This is a genomic window from Enterococcus thailandicus, from assembly GCF_001886265.1.
GTDB lineage: Bacteria > Bacillota > Bacilli > Lactobacillales > Enterococcaceae > Enterococcus_B > Enterococcus_B thailandicus.
On record NZ_JXLE01000008.1, the window covers coordinates 1 to 15,586 of the forward strand.

Annotated in this window: 14 protein-coding genes; 12 read left to right on the forward strand and 2 right to left on the reverse strand. The window is 37.5% G+C overall.

The window, feature by feature from the left end:
* Positions 1–154: 154 nt before the first annotated feature.
* The 7 genes from RV17_RS06915 (at position 155) to RV17_RS06945 (ending at position 6,900) form a co-directional block, all read left to right on the forward strand.
* Positions 155–1,498: a PTS sugar transporter subunit IIC gene (locus tag RV17_RS06915; protein ID WP_067482684.1), complete on the forward strand. Its 1,344-nt coding sequence runs from the start codon at positions 155–157 to the stop codon at positions 1,496–1,498.
* 70 nt (positions 1,499–1,568) lie between these two features.
* Positions 1,569–1,832 (forward strand): hypothetical protein, encoded by a 264-nt coding sequence (locus RV17_RS06920; protein WP_067482682.1) that lies wholly within the window; start codon positions 1,569–1,571, stop codon positions 1,830–1,832.
* Positions 1,829–2,917 (forward strand): DUF871 domain-containing protein, encoded by a 1,089-nt coding sequence (locus RV17_RS06925; protein ID WP_071868833.1) that lies wholly within the window; start codon positions 1,829–1,831, stop codon positions 2,915–2,917. The genes RV17_RS06920 and RV17_RS06925 overlap by 4 nt, the downstream gene beginning before the upstream one ends.
* Positions 2,918–2,926: 9 nt before the next feature.
* Complete coding sequence (locus RV17_RS06930) at positions 2,927–4,039, forward strand: amidohydrolase/deacetylase family metallohydrolase (RefSeq protein WP_067482678.1); 1,113 nt, start codon at positions 2,927–2,929, stop codon at positions 4,037–4,039.
* Positions 4,023–5,117, forward strand: a complete 1,095-nt coding sequence (locus RV17_RS06935; protein WP_067482676.1) for a DgaE family pyridoxal phosphate-dependent ammonia lyase — start codon at positions 4,023–4,025, stop codon at positions 5,115–5,117. The genes RV17_RS06930 and RV17_RS06935 overlap by 17 nt, the downstream gene beginning before the upstream one ends.
* A gap of 24 nt (positions 5,118–5,141) precedes the next feature.
* Positions 5,142–5,882 carry a 2-dehydro-3-deoxy-phosphogluconate aldolase gene (gene dagF / locus RV17_RS06940; protein WP_071868834.1) on the forward strand — a complete coding sequence of 247 codons (741 nt, stop codon included), beginning with the start codon at positions 5,142–5,144 and terminating at the stop codon, positions 5,880–5,882.
* A 10-nt stretch (positions 5,883–5,892) separates the two neighbouring features.
* Positions 5,893–6,900 (forward strand): sugar kinase, encoded by a 1,008-nt coding sequence (locus RV17_RS06945; protein WP_067483112.1) that lies wholly within the window; start codon positions 5,893–5,895, stop codon positions 6,898–6,900.
* A 582-nt stretch (positions 6,901–7,482) separates the two neighbouring features.
* Here RV17_RS06945 and RV17_RS06950 read toward each other — a convergent pair.
* Complete coding sequence (locus RV17_RS06950) at positions 7,483–8,253, reverse strand: hypothetical protein (protein ID WP_071868835.1); 771 nt, start codon at positions 8,251–8,253, stop codon at positions 7,483–7,485.
* A gap of 158 nt (positions 8,254–8,411) precedes the next feature.
* On the opposite strand from RV17_RS06950, the gene RV17_RS06955 reads away from it, so the two are divergent.
* Both RV17_RS06955 and mnmA read left to right on the forward strand, forming a co-directional pair.
* Positions 8,412–9,023, forward strand: a complete 612-nt coding sequence (locus tag RV17_RS06955; RefSeq protein WP_071868836.1) for a metallophosphoesterase family protein — start codon at positions 8,412–8,414, stop codon at positions 9,021–9,023.
* A 185-nt stretch (positions 9,024–9,208) separates the two neighbouring features.
* Positions 9,209–10,330 (forward strand): tRNA 2-thiouridine(34) synthase MnmA, encoded by a 1,122-nt coding sequence (gene mnmA / locus RV17_RS06960; RefSeq protein WP_067482668.1) that lies wholly within the window; start codon positions 9,209–9,211, stop codon positions 10,328–10,330.
* A 359-nt stretch (positions 10,331–10,689) separates the two neighbouring features.
* On the opposite strand, the gene RV17_RS06965 is transcribed toward mnmA, so the two are convergent.
* A complete protein-coding gene (locus RV17_RS06965) occupies positions 10,690–11,988 on the reverse strand; it encodes a multidrug efflux MFS transporter (RefSeq protein ID WP_071868837.1) in 1,299 nt (432 codons plus the stop codon).
* Positions 11,989–12,139: 151 nt separating this feature from the next.
* Between RV17_RS06965 and RV17_RS06970 the strand changes: the two genes are divergently transcribed.
* The 3 genes from RV17_RS06970 (at position 12,140) to RV17_RS06980 (ending at position 15,233) form a co-directional block, all read left to right on the forward strand.
* Positions 12,140–12,721: a TetR/AcrR family transcriptional regulator gene (locus RV17_RS06970; RefSeq protein WP_071868838.1), complete on the forward strand. Its 582-nt coding sequence runs from the start codon at positions 12,140–12,142 to the stop codon at positions 12,719–12,721.
* Between the two features lie 129 nt (positions 12,722–12,850).
* Positions 12,851–13,228, forward strand: a complete 378-nt coding sequence (locus RV17_RS06975) for a DUF1033 family protein (protein ID WP_067482663.1) — start codon at positions 12,851–12,853, stop codon at positions 13,226–13,228.
* A complete protein-coding gene (locus tag RV17_RS06980) occupies positions 13,161–15,233 on the forward strand; it encodes a DNA topoisomerase III (RefSeq protein ID WP_071868839.1) in 2,073 nt (690 codons plus the stop codon). The genes RV17_RS06975 and RV17_RS06980 overlap by 68 nt, the downstream gene beginning before the upstream one ends.
* Positions 15,234–15,586 lie beyond the last annotated feature (353 nt).

Below are 15,586 nucleotides of genomic sequence, written 5' to 3' on the forward strand. Positions count from 1 at the left end.
GTATGTGGTCTAACTATTGGGTCTCACTTCACAATGATTCCACTTTTTCTTTTTTGTATTTTAAAAAGCGTTTACATTATAAAAAATATGTGTTATTCTCTTTGTGTAAACATTATAATGTTATAACAACAAAAGGAACTAGAGGGGGAGCAACATGGATAAATTTGTAGGCATCATTGAGCAAAAGATTATGCCAGTAGCCAATCGAATTGGAACACAACGACACATGACTGCAATCAGAAAGGGAATCATCGCAACAATGCCATTAACGATTGTTGGTTCATTTTTCACTATTTTGTTAAATATTCCGATTGAATCAGTTGCTGCAGTGATTGAACCATACCGAGAAATTTTAGATATTCCATTTCGTTACACCGTTGGGATCTTAGCATTATATGCAACTTTCGGGATTGCTTCATCATTAGCAAAAAGCTACAAAGTCGATTCATTAACAGCCGGAATTTTAGCATTAATGTCATTTTTGATCGTTGCAGCACCACCAACACGTGTATTTGAAGATGTGGATAACGTGATTGGTGCAGGACGCTATATCAATATTGCTAATTTAGGTTCAGGGTCATTATTTGGTGCAATCGTAACTGCAATTATTTCTGTAGAAATTTATCGCTTTTTTATTGAAAAGAAAATTACCATCAAAATGCCAGATGGCGTGCCACCTGAAGTCACCAATTCATTTGTCGCTTTGATCCCAGGTGCAGTAATCTTGATTTTCTTCTGGGTTATTCGTCATATGCTAGGATTCGATTTGAATGGATTCTTAAGTCAAATTTTGATGCCTCTAAAAGGAATTTTAGCTGGAAATAGCTTGTTTGGTGGTTTACTAACTGTTTTCTTAATCTGCTTCTTCTGGGTTTTAGGGATTCATGGGCCAGCAATCATGGGACCAGTTATCCGTCCGTTTTGGGATATTTCAATTGCTGAAAACATTGATGCATTCAATGCTGGAGCAAGTGCACAAAACATGCCAAATATTTTCACAGAACAATTTTTACAATGGTTCATTTGGATTGGTGGCGCTGGAACAACCCTTGCTTTAGTCGTGTTGTTCATGTTCTCAAAATCAAAATATTTGAAGAGTTTAGGACGATTATCCATTCTCCCTGGCTTATTTAACATCAATGAACCAGTGATTTTCGGGGCTCCAATCGTGATGAATCCTGTTTTAGGTATTCCATTTATCGTAGCACCGTTGATTACAACAACTTTATCTTATGTCTTAACAATCAGCGGAGTTGTACCGATGATGGTCGCACGCTTACCATTTGCAATGCCTGCACCAATCGCTGCTTGGATGAGCACGAATTGGAGCGTAGCCGCAGGAATCTTAGTTGTGGTGAACTTCTTCATTACGTTAGGAATTTACTATCCATTCTTTAAAGTATTTGAAAAACAACAGCTAGCAAGAGAAGCTGAAGAACAGGCACAAGAACAAGCAACACAAGAAGTATTGAATACTGGGATCACGCAAGAACAATAAACAACGAAGGGCGGGATGCAGTCCTGCCCTTTATTGAATTGAATCAGTAAAAGTGAATGGTGGTGAAAAAATGGAACTGATCGTTGGCATAGTTGTGTTAATTGCAGCACATACTTATTTGGAAAAAAGAGGATTACCTCCAAAAATGGAGCAGATGAAATTACGTTATTTTCTAGTTATTGCAATCATTGGTATTTCAACTGTGATTATTTTGAGTGGACTTTTTGCTGGTTTACACCAACTTGTAGGAATTGTGACCATTCTTTTTGCCACAAGTATTGCTTATAAGTACCGAAAAAAATTTGAAAAAATGGAACGAGGAGAAGAAGTATGAAGAGAGTTTTAGGTATTTCAGTTTATCCAGACCACAGTGATAGTGAGACAGATCGTGCTTATATTGAACTGGCACATCGTTATGGTTTCCGTCGAATTTTTATGAGTATGTTAGAAATCAATGAAGATAGTGAAGTTGTCAAAGAAAAATTCAAAAATTTGATTTTTTTCGCCAAATCACTTGGTTACGAAACGATTTTAGATGTTGCACCAACGATTTTTGAACAGCTTGGCATTTCGTATGATGATTTGAGTTTTTTCAACGAATTAGGTGCGGATGGCATTCGTTTAGATTTAGGTTTTGATGGAAATAAGGAAGCAATGCTAACATACAATCCTTATGAATTAGCAATCGAATTAAATATGAGTAATGATGTTGCTTACTTAGATAACATTTTGACTTATCAAGCAAATACACCATTTTTATATGGTTGTCATAATTTTTATCCCCAAGAAGGCACGGCTTTACCTTTTGAATTTTTTGAAAAATGTAGCCAACGCTTTAAACGTCAAGGTATTCGCACAGCGGCATTCATTACTTCACAAGTTGGAGAAATTGGCCCTTGGGACATCAACGATGGGTTACCAACATTAGAAATGCATCGCCATTTACCTGTTGATGTTGCTGCAAAACATTTATTTGCGACAGACTTGATTGATGACGTTATTATCGGAAATGCATATGCTTCAGAAGAAGAGCTAGAAGCTTTAGGCAAGATTGATCGTTATCAAACTGTTTTTGCGATTGAATTTGTACCAGAAGTAAATGAAGTAGAGCGTCAAATCGTATTGAATGAGCAACATGTTCGTCGTGGAGATATTACCAACCAAGTGATTCGTTCAACTGAAGTACGAAAAAAATATAAAAATGTAGACAATCCTGTCCATGATGCAAGTTTTGAATTTCAGGTGGGTGACGTTGTGATTGGCAATGATCAATTTGGCAAATACAAAAATGAACTTCAAGTCGTTTTAGAGCCTCATAGTGATTCAAGAAAAAATAAAGTAGGAACAATTCGTGAAGAAGAGCTTATTTTATTGCCATTTATTCATCCTTGGTCAAAATTTAAATTTATTGAAAAGTAGGGTGTCGCCATGTTTGATTTAGTAATAAAAAATGCAAAAGAACTTAAAGGTCCGTCCTTTGAAATTGGTATTGAAAATGGGAAAATCAGCCAAATTGCACCCAAAATTACGGGAGAGACAAAAGAAACGTTGACCTTATCCTCACAGCAATATTTATCAGCTGGCTGGATTGATGATCATGTACATTGTTTTGAAGAAATGACGCTTTATTATGATTATCCGGATAAAATTGGCGTTGAAAAAGGTGTGACGACCGTTATTGATGCCGGAACAACTGGCGCAGAAAATATCGAAACGTTTTATCGTTACGCCAAGCAAGCAAAAACGAATGTCTATGCGCTACTGAATATCTCTAAATGGGGAATTGTCACGCAAGATGAGTTAGCTGATTTAAGTAAAGTGCAAGAAACATTAGTGAAACAAAAAATGAATGAACTTCCTGAATTCATTGTTGGAATCAAGGCACGAATGAGTAAAACTGTGGTAGGAAAAAATGGCATCACACCACTAGATTTAGCTAAAAAAATCCAAAATGAGAATCAGCATCTACCTTTAATGGTTCATATTGGTTCTGCGCCACCAGAATTAGCCGAAGTTTTAGCTAGAATGGAAAAGGGAGATGTCTTGACTCACTGTTTCAATGGAAAAAGTAATGGTATCCTTGATTCAGAAACAAATGAAATCAAATTGATTGCTAAAGAAGCCTTTGCGAAAGGAATCATTTTTGATATTGGTCATGGGACAGATAGTTTCAATTTTCATGTGGCAGAAGTCGCAAAACAAGCAAATATCAAAGCATCATCAATTAGTACGGATATCTATATTCGTAATCGTGAAAATGGACCAGTTTATGATTTAGCAACCACGATGGAAAAGTTACATGTCGTTGGTTATTCTTGGGAAGAAATTATTGAAAAAGTAACAAAGGCACCTGCGGAAAACTTTCATCTAGCCAATAAAGGGCAGTTGAAAGAACGATTTGATGCAGATTTAACGATTTTTGAATTTTTAGAAGAACCAAAAGTGTTAACAGATTCCAATGGTTTTACTCGGACGACGGATAGTCAGATCAAACCAGTCAAAACCATTATTGGAGGGGAAATTTATGACTGTCAGTTATGAAAAATTTCACTTAAAAGAAGTCATCAACGCTTCTGGAAAAATGACCATTCTAGGTGTATCAAAGGTTTCAGAAAAAGTGCTGGAAGCGCAGCGTTTTGGCGGTGAACACTTTTTTGAAATGAGTGAATTAGTGAAAGAAACAGGGAGCTACTTGGCTGGGCTACTTCAAGTCGAAGATACTCAAATCGTTTCGAGTGCCTCAGCTGGAATTGCACAGTCAGTTGCTGGCATTATTGGGCAAGGAAGTGCCTATCACGTGTATCACCCTTATACCAAAAAAATCACCAAGCGAGAAATCATTTTACCTAAGGGTCATAATGTGGATTATGGTACGCCTGTTGAAGTGATGGTTGAACAAGGTGGTGGACAAGTTGTCGAGGCAGGATATGCCAATATGTGTACACCTGATCACCTAGAAATGATGATTACGGAAGAAACAGCAGCAATTTTATATATTAAAAGTCATCACACCGTTCAAAAAAGTATGCTGAGTGTCCAAGAAGCTGCAGCAGTGGCACATCAACATGATCTTCCTTTAATTGTTGATGCAGCCGCAGAAGAAGATTTGTTTACTTATAGTCAACTTGGTGCCGACTTAGTAATTTACTCTGGCGCGAAAGCAATTGAAGGCCCTAGTGCTGGCTTAGTGATTGGCAAGAAAACGTATGTGGAATGGGTTCGTTTGCAAAGCAAAGGAATCGGACGTGCGATGAAAATCGGCAAAGATAATTTACTAGGCTTTACTCAAGCCGTTGAGGACTATTTACTTACAGGAAGTGAAACTGGGGAATCAATGAAAAAAAGATTACTTCCTTTTGTTGAGGCGATGAACCAACTACCAAATATTGAAGCAAAAATCGTGCAGGATGGTGCTGGTCGGGATATTTATCGGGCAAGCATCAAAGTTTCAGGTGAAAAGTCAGCTAAAGAAGTGATTACTGAGTTGAAAGAAAAAGATCCTGCCATCTATACAAGAGAATATCAGGCAAACAATGGTGTGATCGAATTTGATATTCGGTCAGTCACAGAAGCCGAAATGAAAAAAATTATTACACGATTAGCAGAAATTTTAAACTAAAACCAATTGATGAGGAGAATGAAGATGTCACTTAGTCCAAATTATTTAGCCGATCGAATTTGTCTAAACGTTTTAGCAAACTCTGTCGAAAATGCAAAAGCATGTTATGAAGCAGCCAATGGTCATATTGTTTTAGGTGTTCTTTCAAAAAATTACGAAACAGATGAAGCAGCAATTACTGATATGAAAAAATATCAAGAAGCAACGAATAATGCTTTGTCCGTTGGTTTGGGTGCGGGCGATCCCAATCAAAGCCAAATGGTCTCAAGACTGTCGGCTGTTTTGCAACCACAACATGTGAACCAAGTATTTACGGGAGTAGGTGCTTCACGAGCATTACTACAACAAGAAGAAACAGTTGTCAATGGTCTTGTGTCACCGACTGGAAAAGTGGGCTATGTCAATATCGCAACTGGGCCATTAAGTTCACAAGCACCTGCAGCTGAAGTACCAATTGAAACAGCTATTCAGTTGTTAAAAGACATGGGCGGGACATCCATTAAATATTTCCCTATGAAGGGACTTGCGCACAAAGAAGAATATCAAGCAGTCGCAAAAGCTTGTGCGGAATTCGCTTTTGCGTTGGAGCCAACTGGTGGCATTGATTTGGCGAATTTCGAAGAGATCGTGCAGATTGCCGTTGATGCTGGTGTGAAAAAAATCATTCCCCATGTTTATAGCTCAATTATTGATTCAGAAACAGGAGATACAAAAGTTGAAGATGTTAAAACGTTATTGGAAATGATGGAGAAGCTGGTGAAGTAAAGTGAAAAAAATGAAGATTGGTGCATATGGTGAAGTGATGTTACGCTTGACGCCCCCTGAACATTTGCAATTGGAACAAACACATACTTTGCGAATGGCGTATACGGGAACAGGTGTGAATCTGGTTGGAAATTTAGCACATTTTGAAATAGAAAGTTATCTGTTGACGGCGTTACCCGATAATCGTTTGGGGAAAGCTGCGTTAGCTAATTTAAAAAGTTTAGGTATTCAAACAGCGTATATCGTTCAACAACATCAACATATTGGTACGTACTTTGCGGAGATGGGATTTGGTGCAAGACCAACCGAAGTGACTTACCAAAACCGAAAAAGTAGTTCGTTTAGTTTGTCTCCAATCGAAGCTTATGACGTGAAACAATTCATTGAGCAAGTGGATATGCTTCATATCTGCGGAATTAGTTTAAGTTTGACTGAAATTACAGCACAAACGGCGATTACGTTGGCAAAAGAGGCACATGCTGCGGGGAAAATCGTTTGTTTTGATTTTAATTTTCGCCCAAGTTTAAACCAAGAACCAGGGAAAAAAGAGCAAATGAAACAGCGTTACGAAGAAATATTGCCTTATTGTACGATAGTTTTTGGTTCCACCCGAGATTTGGTGGAGTTGATGCAATGGAAAACAGAAGTCTCCGTTTCAGAAAATGAAACAGCCTTTATCCAATCCTTTTTAGCACATTATGATATTACGTGGTTTGCTGGTACAAAACGCCAAGTGATTAATCACGAAAAATTTTTGAGCGGTTATTTGATAACGCCGACAGACGCATTTGAAATACCCAAACAACGATTAGAGGTTTTAGATCGGATTGGTGCTGGAGATGCGTATGCCGCAGGAATCCTACTTGGTTTTGCAGAAGGCTGGTCATTGGAAGAAACTGTTGCATTTGCTATTGCCAATGCACGACTTGCGCATGCGATTCAAGGGGATGTACCATTGACAACGCGAAAACAAGTCAAGCAATTATTGGAACATCCAGACACAGATTTGATTCGTTAAGAAAAAGGCTGTGGCTCAAAGTGGTTAGCTTTAAGTAATAAGGAATTTTTTCTAAAAATAGTTTCTCATGTTTTTATGAAAAAAAGACTTATTACCGAAGAAGCTACTTTGTGAACACCGTGAATAAAAGCTGTGGCTCAAAACGCTCAGCTCTAATAAATAAGAATAAATTTTCAGAAATTGCTTCTAAAATTTTTGTGAAATTTATTCTTATTTTGAAGGAGTTACTTCTTGAGTACCGAGGAAAAGGTTGTGGCGCAAAACGTTTAGCTCCGACAAGATAGCGAGCTGGCACTCAAAATAGCCTTTCATATTTTGAAGTGGATGCAAGCTATTGCGAGGAGTTGTTTTGGGAACACCGAGGAAAAAAGGTTGTAGCTCCAAGCGGTCAGCTTCACGCAATAAGAAATTTTTCTAAAAATAGTTCCTCATATTTTTATGAAAAGAGGACTTGTTGCCGAAAAAGCTGATTTGGGAAATATCGCCTATTAAGAAACAGGAGCTATGACAATCATTTTGTCACAGCTCCTGTTTTACTATGTTTGATGCTACTTTTTTTTGTTTGAATTTTTTATCAATTAATTAGTCTACTCTAGTCCATTCATCTAGACTTTTCCCATTCTCATCCAGAATTTCAAGCCAACTGTTTGTCCCGCCAAGGTAAAGGAACAGACTCACTTCATTGACACTTTTCAAAATAATATCAGCAGTTGTTTTATTACCAGAAATGTTTTCTTGATGATCGGCACGTAATTTGTCACCATACTTTGCGGCGTAACTCACGGAACCATCTTTATTAAGCGGAGCTTCCTCCATCATAATAGCGCCTTTTTTAACTAGCATTTCATTTCGACTTTTCCAATAAAGGGTGGCTTTACTGCCACGAAAATGAACAGTGAATGGAATCTCACTGACTTCTTTTGTCCAACGATGACGTGCTTTGGCTGGTTTCTTTTTCTTTGTTTCTGCTGGCAAGAAGAAGTAACCGATTGTTGTCAGTATACGCAAAAATTGTTCGCGTGTTTCCTCGATTTTCGGTAAAACATTTGTAGGGATCTGCTTGGCAATTTCTTCTGGTTTCAAAATGGTTAAGTTGTTTTCTTCTGCGAGTACTAAAAAGGAGTGACTTAAATAATTTGCTTCTATTTCCCAAGGGAGCGTTACCAAAATAAGCGTATCGAAGTCTTTAGGTACGGAATCAATTCCAACACAGTGGCGATTTTGGAAGTATAATTCAAAAGAGTTGTCCATAGGTTCTACTTTCTTAGTTGAAATGGTTAAGGTTCCTTGGCTCTCAGCTAACTCGATAATTGTTTGGTCTGGTTTGATTGTTCCAGTAAATGAGATTGTCATAATGTTTTCCCTTCTCTCTCGTTTAGTTTAAGCAATAGCTACGTTCAGTTTAGCATGAATGAAAAACAACTTCCCTTTATTTGGCTTTAACTTTAGTGATTTTAGCAAAAGAACGCTAAAATAAAGAGAACTTGATAAGTTTAGAAAGAGGCGAGAACATGAATTATTTTATTAGTGATCTTCATTTTTTTCATGAGGCTCTATTAGGACAAAATGATTTTGCTCCACGTTTATTTAAAACAGTTGATGAAATGAATGCTCAACTTATCGATAGCTGGAATGCTATTGTAAAAGAGCAAGATACCGTTTATCACTTAGGTGATCTTGCCATGCATCCTCAGTATGAAAAGGGGAGTCAGGAAATACTTGAACAAGTGAAACAACTAAATGGGGAAATCCATTTTATTAAAGGCAACCATGATAGCCGTGCCTTTTTTCGTTATTTAGAAAAAAATGATCCTGGAATGATGAATCAAGACAAGAAGTTTTATTTTCATGATGTCGGTGCAATCGTTAAATTTAATCACCATCAATATTACTTAACGCATTATCCTTTATTGTTGGGGCAAAATGATGCCGTTCGTAATTTGCACGGTCACATCCATAATTATAGTGTTCCAATCGGCAATGATGTAAATGTGGGTGTAGATGCGCCGGAAAGGAAATTATTAGCCAAAACCTTACCATTCGGATCGCCATTATCAGAAGCAAACATTGATGAAATTTTTCAAGCAAAGCAAGAAGAATTAGCAAAAATTAACCGATTATGAACAAACTTCATCTTATATAAAACGGTGATTTTTTGGTTATAAATTATTGAAATTATTTTTGGTAAAATCTTAAGAACAAAGAGATGAAATTTTCAAAAAAATGACGTATAATGGAAAGCACTGAAAAGTTGCGACCTTCAACTCGTAGATGTTTCAGAAAATCTAATTGAAATGATGGTGATAGTATGACAGACAACAGCAAAACACGCGTTGTCGTAGGGATGAGTGGCGGAGTTGACTCATCAGTAACAGCACTTTTACTAAAGGAACAAGGGTATGATGTCGTTGGTATCTTCATGAAAAATTGGGACGATACTGACGAAAATGGCGTATGTACAGCGACGGAAGACTACAAAGATGTTGCAAAAGTTGCAGCGCAAATTGGAATTCCTTATTACTCTGTGAATTTTGAAAAAGAATATTGGGATCGAGTGTTTGAATATTTCTTAGCAGAATACCGTGCAGGACGGACACCAAATCCAGATGTGATGTGTAATAAAGAAATCAAGTTTAAGGCATTTTTAGATTACGCAATGGATTTAGGTGCAGAATATGTAGCAACTGGGCATTATGCACAAGTTTCTCGTGATGAAAATGGTGTGGTTCACATGCTTCGTGGTGTGGACAATAACAAGGATCAAACCTATTTCTTGAGCCAATTGTCACAAGAACAATTAGCAAAAACAATGTTCCCACTAGGCGGTATGGAAAAATCAGAAGTACGTGCCATTGCTGAACGTGCTGGCTTAGCGACAGCAAAGAAAAAAGATTCAACTGGGATCTGTTTTATTGGAGAAAAGAATTTCAAACAATTTTTAAGCAATTACTTACCAGCAAAAAAAGGAAACATGGTGACGCTTGATGGTGAAGTCATGGGACAACATGCTGGTTTAATGTATTACACAATCGGTCAACGCCAAGGATTAGGAATTGGTGGTGGCGGAAAGACACAAGAACCATGGTTTGTTGTTGGAAAAGACTTAACAACAAACACGTTATATGTTGGACAAGGATTTAATCATCCTGCCTTGTATGCAACAAGTCTTGAAGCAAGTGAAATTCATTTCACAACCAACAATGAAATGCCGAAAGAATTCAAATGCACAGCGAAATTCCGTTATCGTCAACAAGATGTTCCTGTAACGGTTCGCTTACTTCCTGGAAATCGTGCAGAAGTCATTTTTGATGAACCAGTACGTGCGATCACACCAGGGCAAGCAGTTGTCTTTTATGATGGAATGGAATGTTTGGGTGGCGGTTTAATTGATAATGCCTTCCAAGAAGCAAAAGTGTTGCAATATATCTAAAGGTTGCGGCCCAAATCGTTTAACTCCGAGAAGATAAGGAGTGATGTTCAAAAACAGTTGCCATCGTTTGGAACAATCAAGAGTTATCACAAGGAGTTGATTTGAGAGCACCGAATATCAAAGGTTGCGGCCCAAATCGTTTAACTCCGAGAAGATAAGGAGTGATGTTCAAAAACAGTTGTCATCGTTTAGAACAAACATTAATGATTATTTTAAGTAACGCAAGTAACAAAAAATAAATAAAAAAATAGCTGCTCCTAATTGGGAGTAGCTATTTTTTTATTTACTAGCAGATAAGTTAAGAGAAATTGGTGTAAAAAAGGCTGGCTGACATGGCAACCAACCTTTTCATTTTTTAGTTAATGTAATTGTTTTTTTTTCAAAGAATGCTCTGTTAATGCTGAATCATCTAAAGAAACTGACTTTTCAACAACGGGTTCATGGATTTCTTGTGTATTATGACGGACTAATAAAAAATTAACCATAACGAGTAACGAGGTTGAGAGAAACACGCCCCGATAACCAAAAGCACTTGAAACGCTTGAACCAATCATTGGACCAATCACATTCCCTGTCGCTTGGAAAGATTGATTGTAACTAAAAATTCTACCAGCAGCGTGATGTGGTGAATATTTCGTGATCAATGCTTGAACCGCTGGAAGAAGACAAGCATCCGAGATCCCAACTAAAAAACGCAAACCAGCAAGCTGCCAAACATTTGTGACAAATGCCATTGGAATATAAACTAAGACGGCAAAGCCTAAGCCGATTGCTAGAATTCGTTCACTACCGATTCGATCACCAAGCCGTCCAAAACGAGGTGCTGCAATCAAAGTTGCTATCCCAGGAATCGATGCAATAATTCCGCTAACTAAAGTCACGTCTCCATGTCCATTCAATAACTGACGAATATACAAACTAATGATTGGACTAATTGAATTATTAGATGCTTGGATAATCATTGTAGTGATAAACATTCCCAAGACAACTTGAGGATACTTAAGCTCTCGAAAAATTTGTTTAGCAGAAACCATGTTTTCTTTTTTCACAGGTATAAATTCTTCATGAACAAAAAATAGACTAAGTAGAAAAACCAAAAATAAAATAATTCCAGTAATGAAAAATGTTGGACGATAGCCAAAGGTTGAAGCAGAAATACCACCTAACAGCGGACCGAGTAATGTTCCAGTAACTGATCCAGTAGCCAGTGTTCCAAGAACTTGACCACTTTTTTCTTTAGGAGTACCTGTCGCAACGAGAGCGGTGGCATTACTGATGTAGCCCGAAAAGATACCTTGCAAAAGACGTAAGCCAACAAGTTGATAAACATTGCTGACGCAACCCATTAAGGCAATCACAACTGCCATCCCAAGAGAAGCACGTAACAGCATCAATTTTCGCCCTTTTTGATCGGCAAGTTTTCCCCACCATGGGGAGATAATCGTCGTTACCAAAAAAGTAGAAGAAAAGGTTAAGCCACTCCAAAAATTCAACTGAGCGGTACTATAATGACCTAACGTATCTATGTAAAGTGACATAAATGGCATGACCAGACTGAACCCAATACCAGCCATAAAAGTTCCAAACCATAAAACGAGTAGATTGCGTTCCCAAACTTCTCTTCTTCTAAATATTTTTCTTTTTATTTCCGTAGTCAAGCAAAATCCTTCTTTCTGAAAATTTTCATCTACAGTCGATTATTATAAACTACAACTTGTAGTTTATCAACAAAACTTCCTTTTTTATCCGAGTTTTTCATGTTAAACTATGAATGTTAAGGATTTTTTTACTTATGAGGAGATTAAAGAAATGAAAAAGAGAAATCTGTCTCAAGAAAAAATCATCGACTGTTTTCGTGAGTTAGCAGAAGAAATGGATGTGCAACAACTTACTTTTCAACATTTAGCAAAACGTTTAGACATCAAGTCGCCTTCACTCTATAACTATTTTAAAAATATTCGTGAGGTGAAAACGGCGTTGACTGCGCAGCTTTTACGTGAACTGAATGACCAATTGTTACGAGCATTAGTTGGGAAAAGTGGTGCTGAGGCACTCCGAATATACGCAAAAACTTATCAAGAATTTGCTTTTGCCAATCGCGCAGTCTATGAGTTATTGATTAGTATTCCCCACACGAATGAAGAAATTTTACTCGATGGGATCCATGAAACGAATCAAATCATCTTGCAGATTTTTGAAGTATTTGAATTAACAAATGAAGAAAAAGTTCATCGCAGCCGTGAGCTAAGAAGTCTGATCCATGGGTATTTATCTTTACGTTTTTTAGGCTATTTTACTCGTGAACCACAAGTGGATCCAGAAGAAAGCTATCGCTGGATGATTGAAGATTTTATTGCGACATTGTCATCTAAAAAAGGTTTGGATAAATGAAAATTAAAATAGATTGATTTTCGTAAGAGTGATTTCTTGCAACTTTTTTGAAAAGTGACTAAGATGTAGCTATTGTGAAACGAGCAGAACAAAATGCTTACGTCTAAGTTGAAAAGAGGGAACGCAAATATGTATCAAGTAATAACCATGTTTGGTGATAATGAGCCATGGTGGTTTTTCGAGAATTGGGAAGAAGATATTCAAGATGAGAAAATCTTTGATTCTTTTGAAGAAGCCAAAGCTGAGTATGAAAAACAATGGATCGCAATCCATCAAAAATATGAATATATCAATGCGAAGAGCAACTTTCTAAGCGCCTTTTGGAATGAAGGAGAAGAGCGCTGGTGTGAAGAATGTGATGATGATCTCCAACAATATAAAGGTTTAGCTTTATTAAAAGAAAATCAACCACTCAGCGTAGAAAGTGGAAAGGAATTTTATGAAACAACTAATTCTAGCGGAAAAACCAAGCGTTGCCAAAGACCTAAGCAAGGTGCTTGGAGCTAATCAAAAACATAAAAATTATTACGAAGGACCCAAGGTGATTGTGACCTGGGCCCTTGGTCATTTATTGGGACTGAAAATGCCAGAAGACTTGAACAAAGAATGGCAGAGTTGGCAGATGGAAACATTACCGATGATTCCCAAAAATCTAGGAATCAAACCACTACCAAAAACTGGCCATCAATTAAAGGCAATCAAGCAATTAGCAACCCGAAAAGATGTGGATGAAGTTGTCATTGCAACGGATGCTGGAAGAGAAGGCGAGTTAGTCGCGCGCTGGATTTTAGAATACGTACATTTTAATAAACCAGTAAAACGTTTATGGATTTCTTCTCAAACAGATAAAGCAATCAAAGATGGATTTAAGCACCTCAAGCCAGCCAAAGAATACGATGCACTTTATGCGTCTGCTTTGGCAAGAGCAAAAGCAGACTGGTTAGTCGGTTTAAATGTGACACGAGCATTGACGGTTAAATATCAGGATAATTTATCTGCAGGCCGTGTGCAAACACCAACTTTAGCTTTAGTACGTAATCAAGAAAAGAAGATTGAACAATTTCGACCACAGACTTATTTTACAATCCATTTAGCGGTTGCTAACGAACAAGCGAAAATGATTCAAAAAAATCAATTTGCGTTGAAAAAAATAGAAGAAGCACAAGCACTTGTGAAAACATTAAGTCAGTCGAATGGTACGGTAACAGAGATTCAAGAAAAGCTAAAGACTGAACCTGCTCCGTTGCCTTATGATTTGACAGAAATCCAGCGTGAAGCGAACCAACGACATGGTTATTCAGCGAAAAAAACATTAAGTTTAGTTCAAAGTTTGTATGAAACACACAAAATCGTGACTTATCCGCGTACAGATAGTAAGTATTTGACAAATGATATGAAAAGCACGATGAAAGAGCGTCTACAAGCTGTTAGTGATTTTGCACCAGAAGTGAAACTTTACTTGAAAAATGGCGCAGTAGTGAAACAAACAAAAGTTTTTCAAGATAGCAAAGTAACTGATCATCATGCGCTGTTACCAACGGAAAATCGTCCACGTTATGAAAAATTGAGCAACGAGGAACAAAAAATTTATCAAATGATCGTAACACGTTTCTTAACGTTATTTGCTGAACCACATAAAGTGAGCCAGACAAAAATCACCGTAAATTTTGGAAAAGAAATATTTGTTTTTCGTCAAAATCGAGTGGTTCAAGCTGGCTGGAAGAAATCAGCGGAAGAAACGGTTAACGAAGTTGAATGGAAAAAAGGGCAGCGCATTACGCCAAACTTTACTATCAAAAAAGAACTTTCTGCACCGCCAAAGCCATTAACTGAAGCAAGTTTACTTGGATTTATGGAGAAGTATAGTTTGGGCACACCAGCGACTCGTGCGGAGATTATTGAAAAATTGATTAAATCAGAATTAATGGAGCGGACACCAGCTGGTCTACAAGTTTCGCCGAAAGGTAAGCAATTACTTGAGTTAGTTAATCCTTCATTAGTTACACCGGAATTGACTGAAAGTTGGGAAAAAGATCTGGAAGCCATTGCCGCAGGAAAAAAACAGGCGGGTCAATTTTTACAAGGAATTGAAAAGGAAACGAAACGTTTAGTTCAAGAAATCAAAACAAGCAAGCAATCTTATCAAGATTTTTCAATTACACAAAAGAAATGTCCTGAATGTGGTTCAAATTTACGAGAAAAAAATACGCGTGACGGTAAAATCTATGTCTGTACGAATGCGGACTGTAGTTATCGTCGACGAAAAGATCCTAAGGTCTCTAACCATCGTTGCCCACAATGTCATCGAAAAATGGAAATCATTGAGGGAAAAAATGGCGCTTATTTCCGTTGTAAATATGATGGAACGACAGAAAAAATGTTAGGGAAAAAAGAGCAAAAGAAAAAGATGACGAAGCATGAAGAGCGTCGTCTGATGAAAAAATATTCACAGGCGGAAGAGCCGGAAGAAAGTCCTTTGGCAGCTGCTTTAAAAGCTGCGATGAAAGAGTAGTAGAAAAAGGATGTGGCGCAAAACGCTTAGCTCCGACAAGATAGTGAGCAAACACGCAAAATAGCTTTTCATATTTTGCCGTGTATGCAAACTATCTGGAGGAGTTGTTTTGGGAACACCGTGAAAAAGGTTGTGAAAGAAGTGCGCTGCTCCAATAAATAAGAATAAATTTTCGGAAATTGCTTTTCAAATTTTTGTGAAATTTGGACTTATTTGGAAGGAGTTATTTCTTGAATAACGTGAATAAAGATTGTGGCGCAAAACGCTTAGCTCCGACAAGATAGTGAGCAAACACGCAAAATAGCTTTTCATATTTTGCCGTGTATGCAAACTATCTGGAGGAGTTGTTTTGG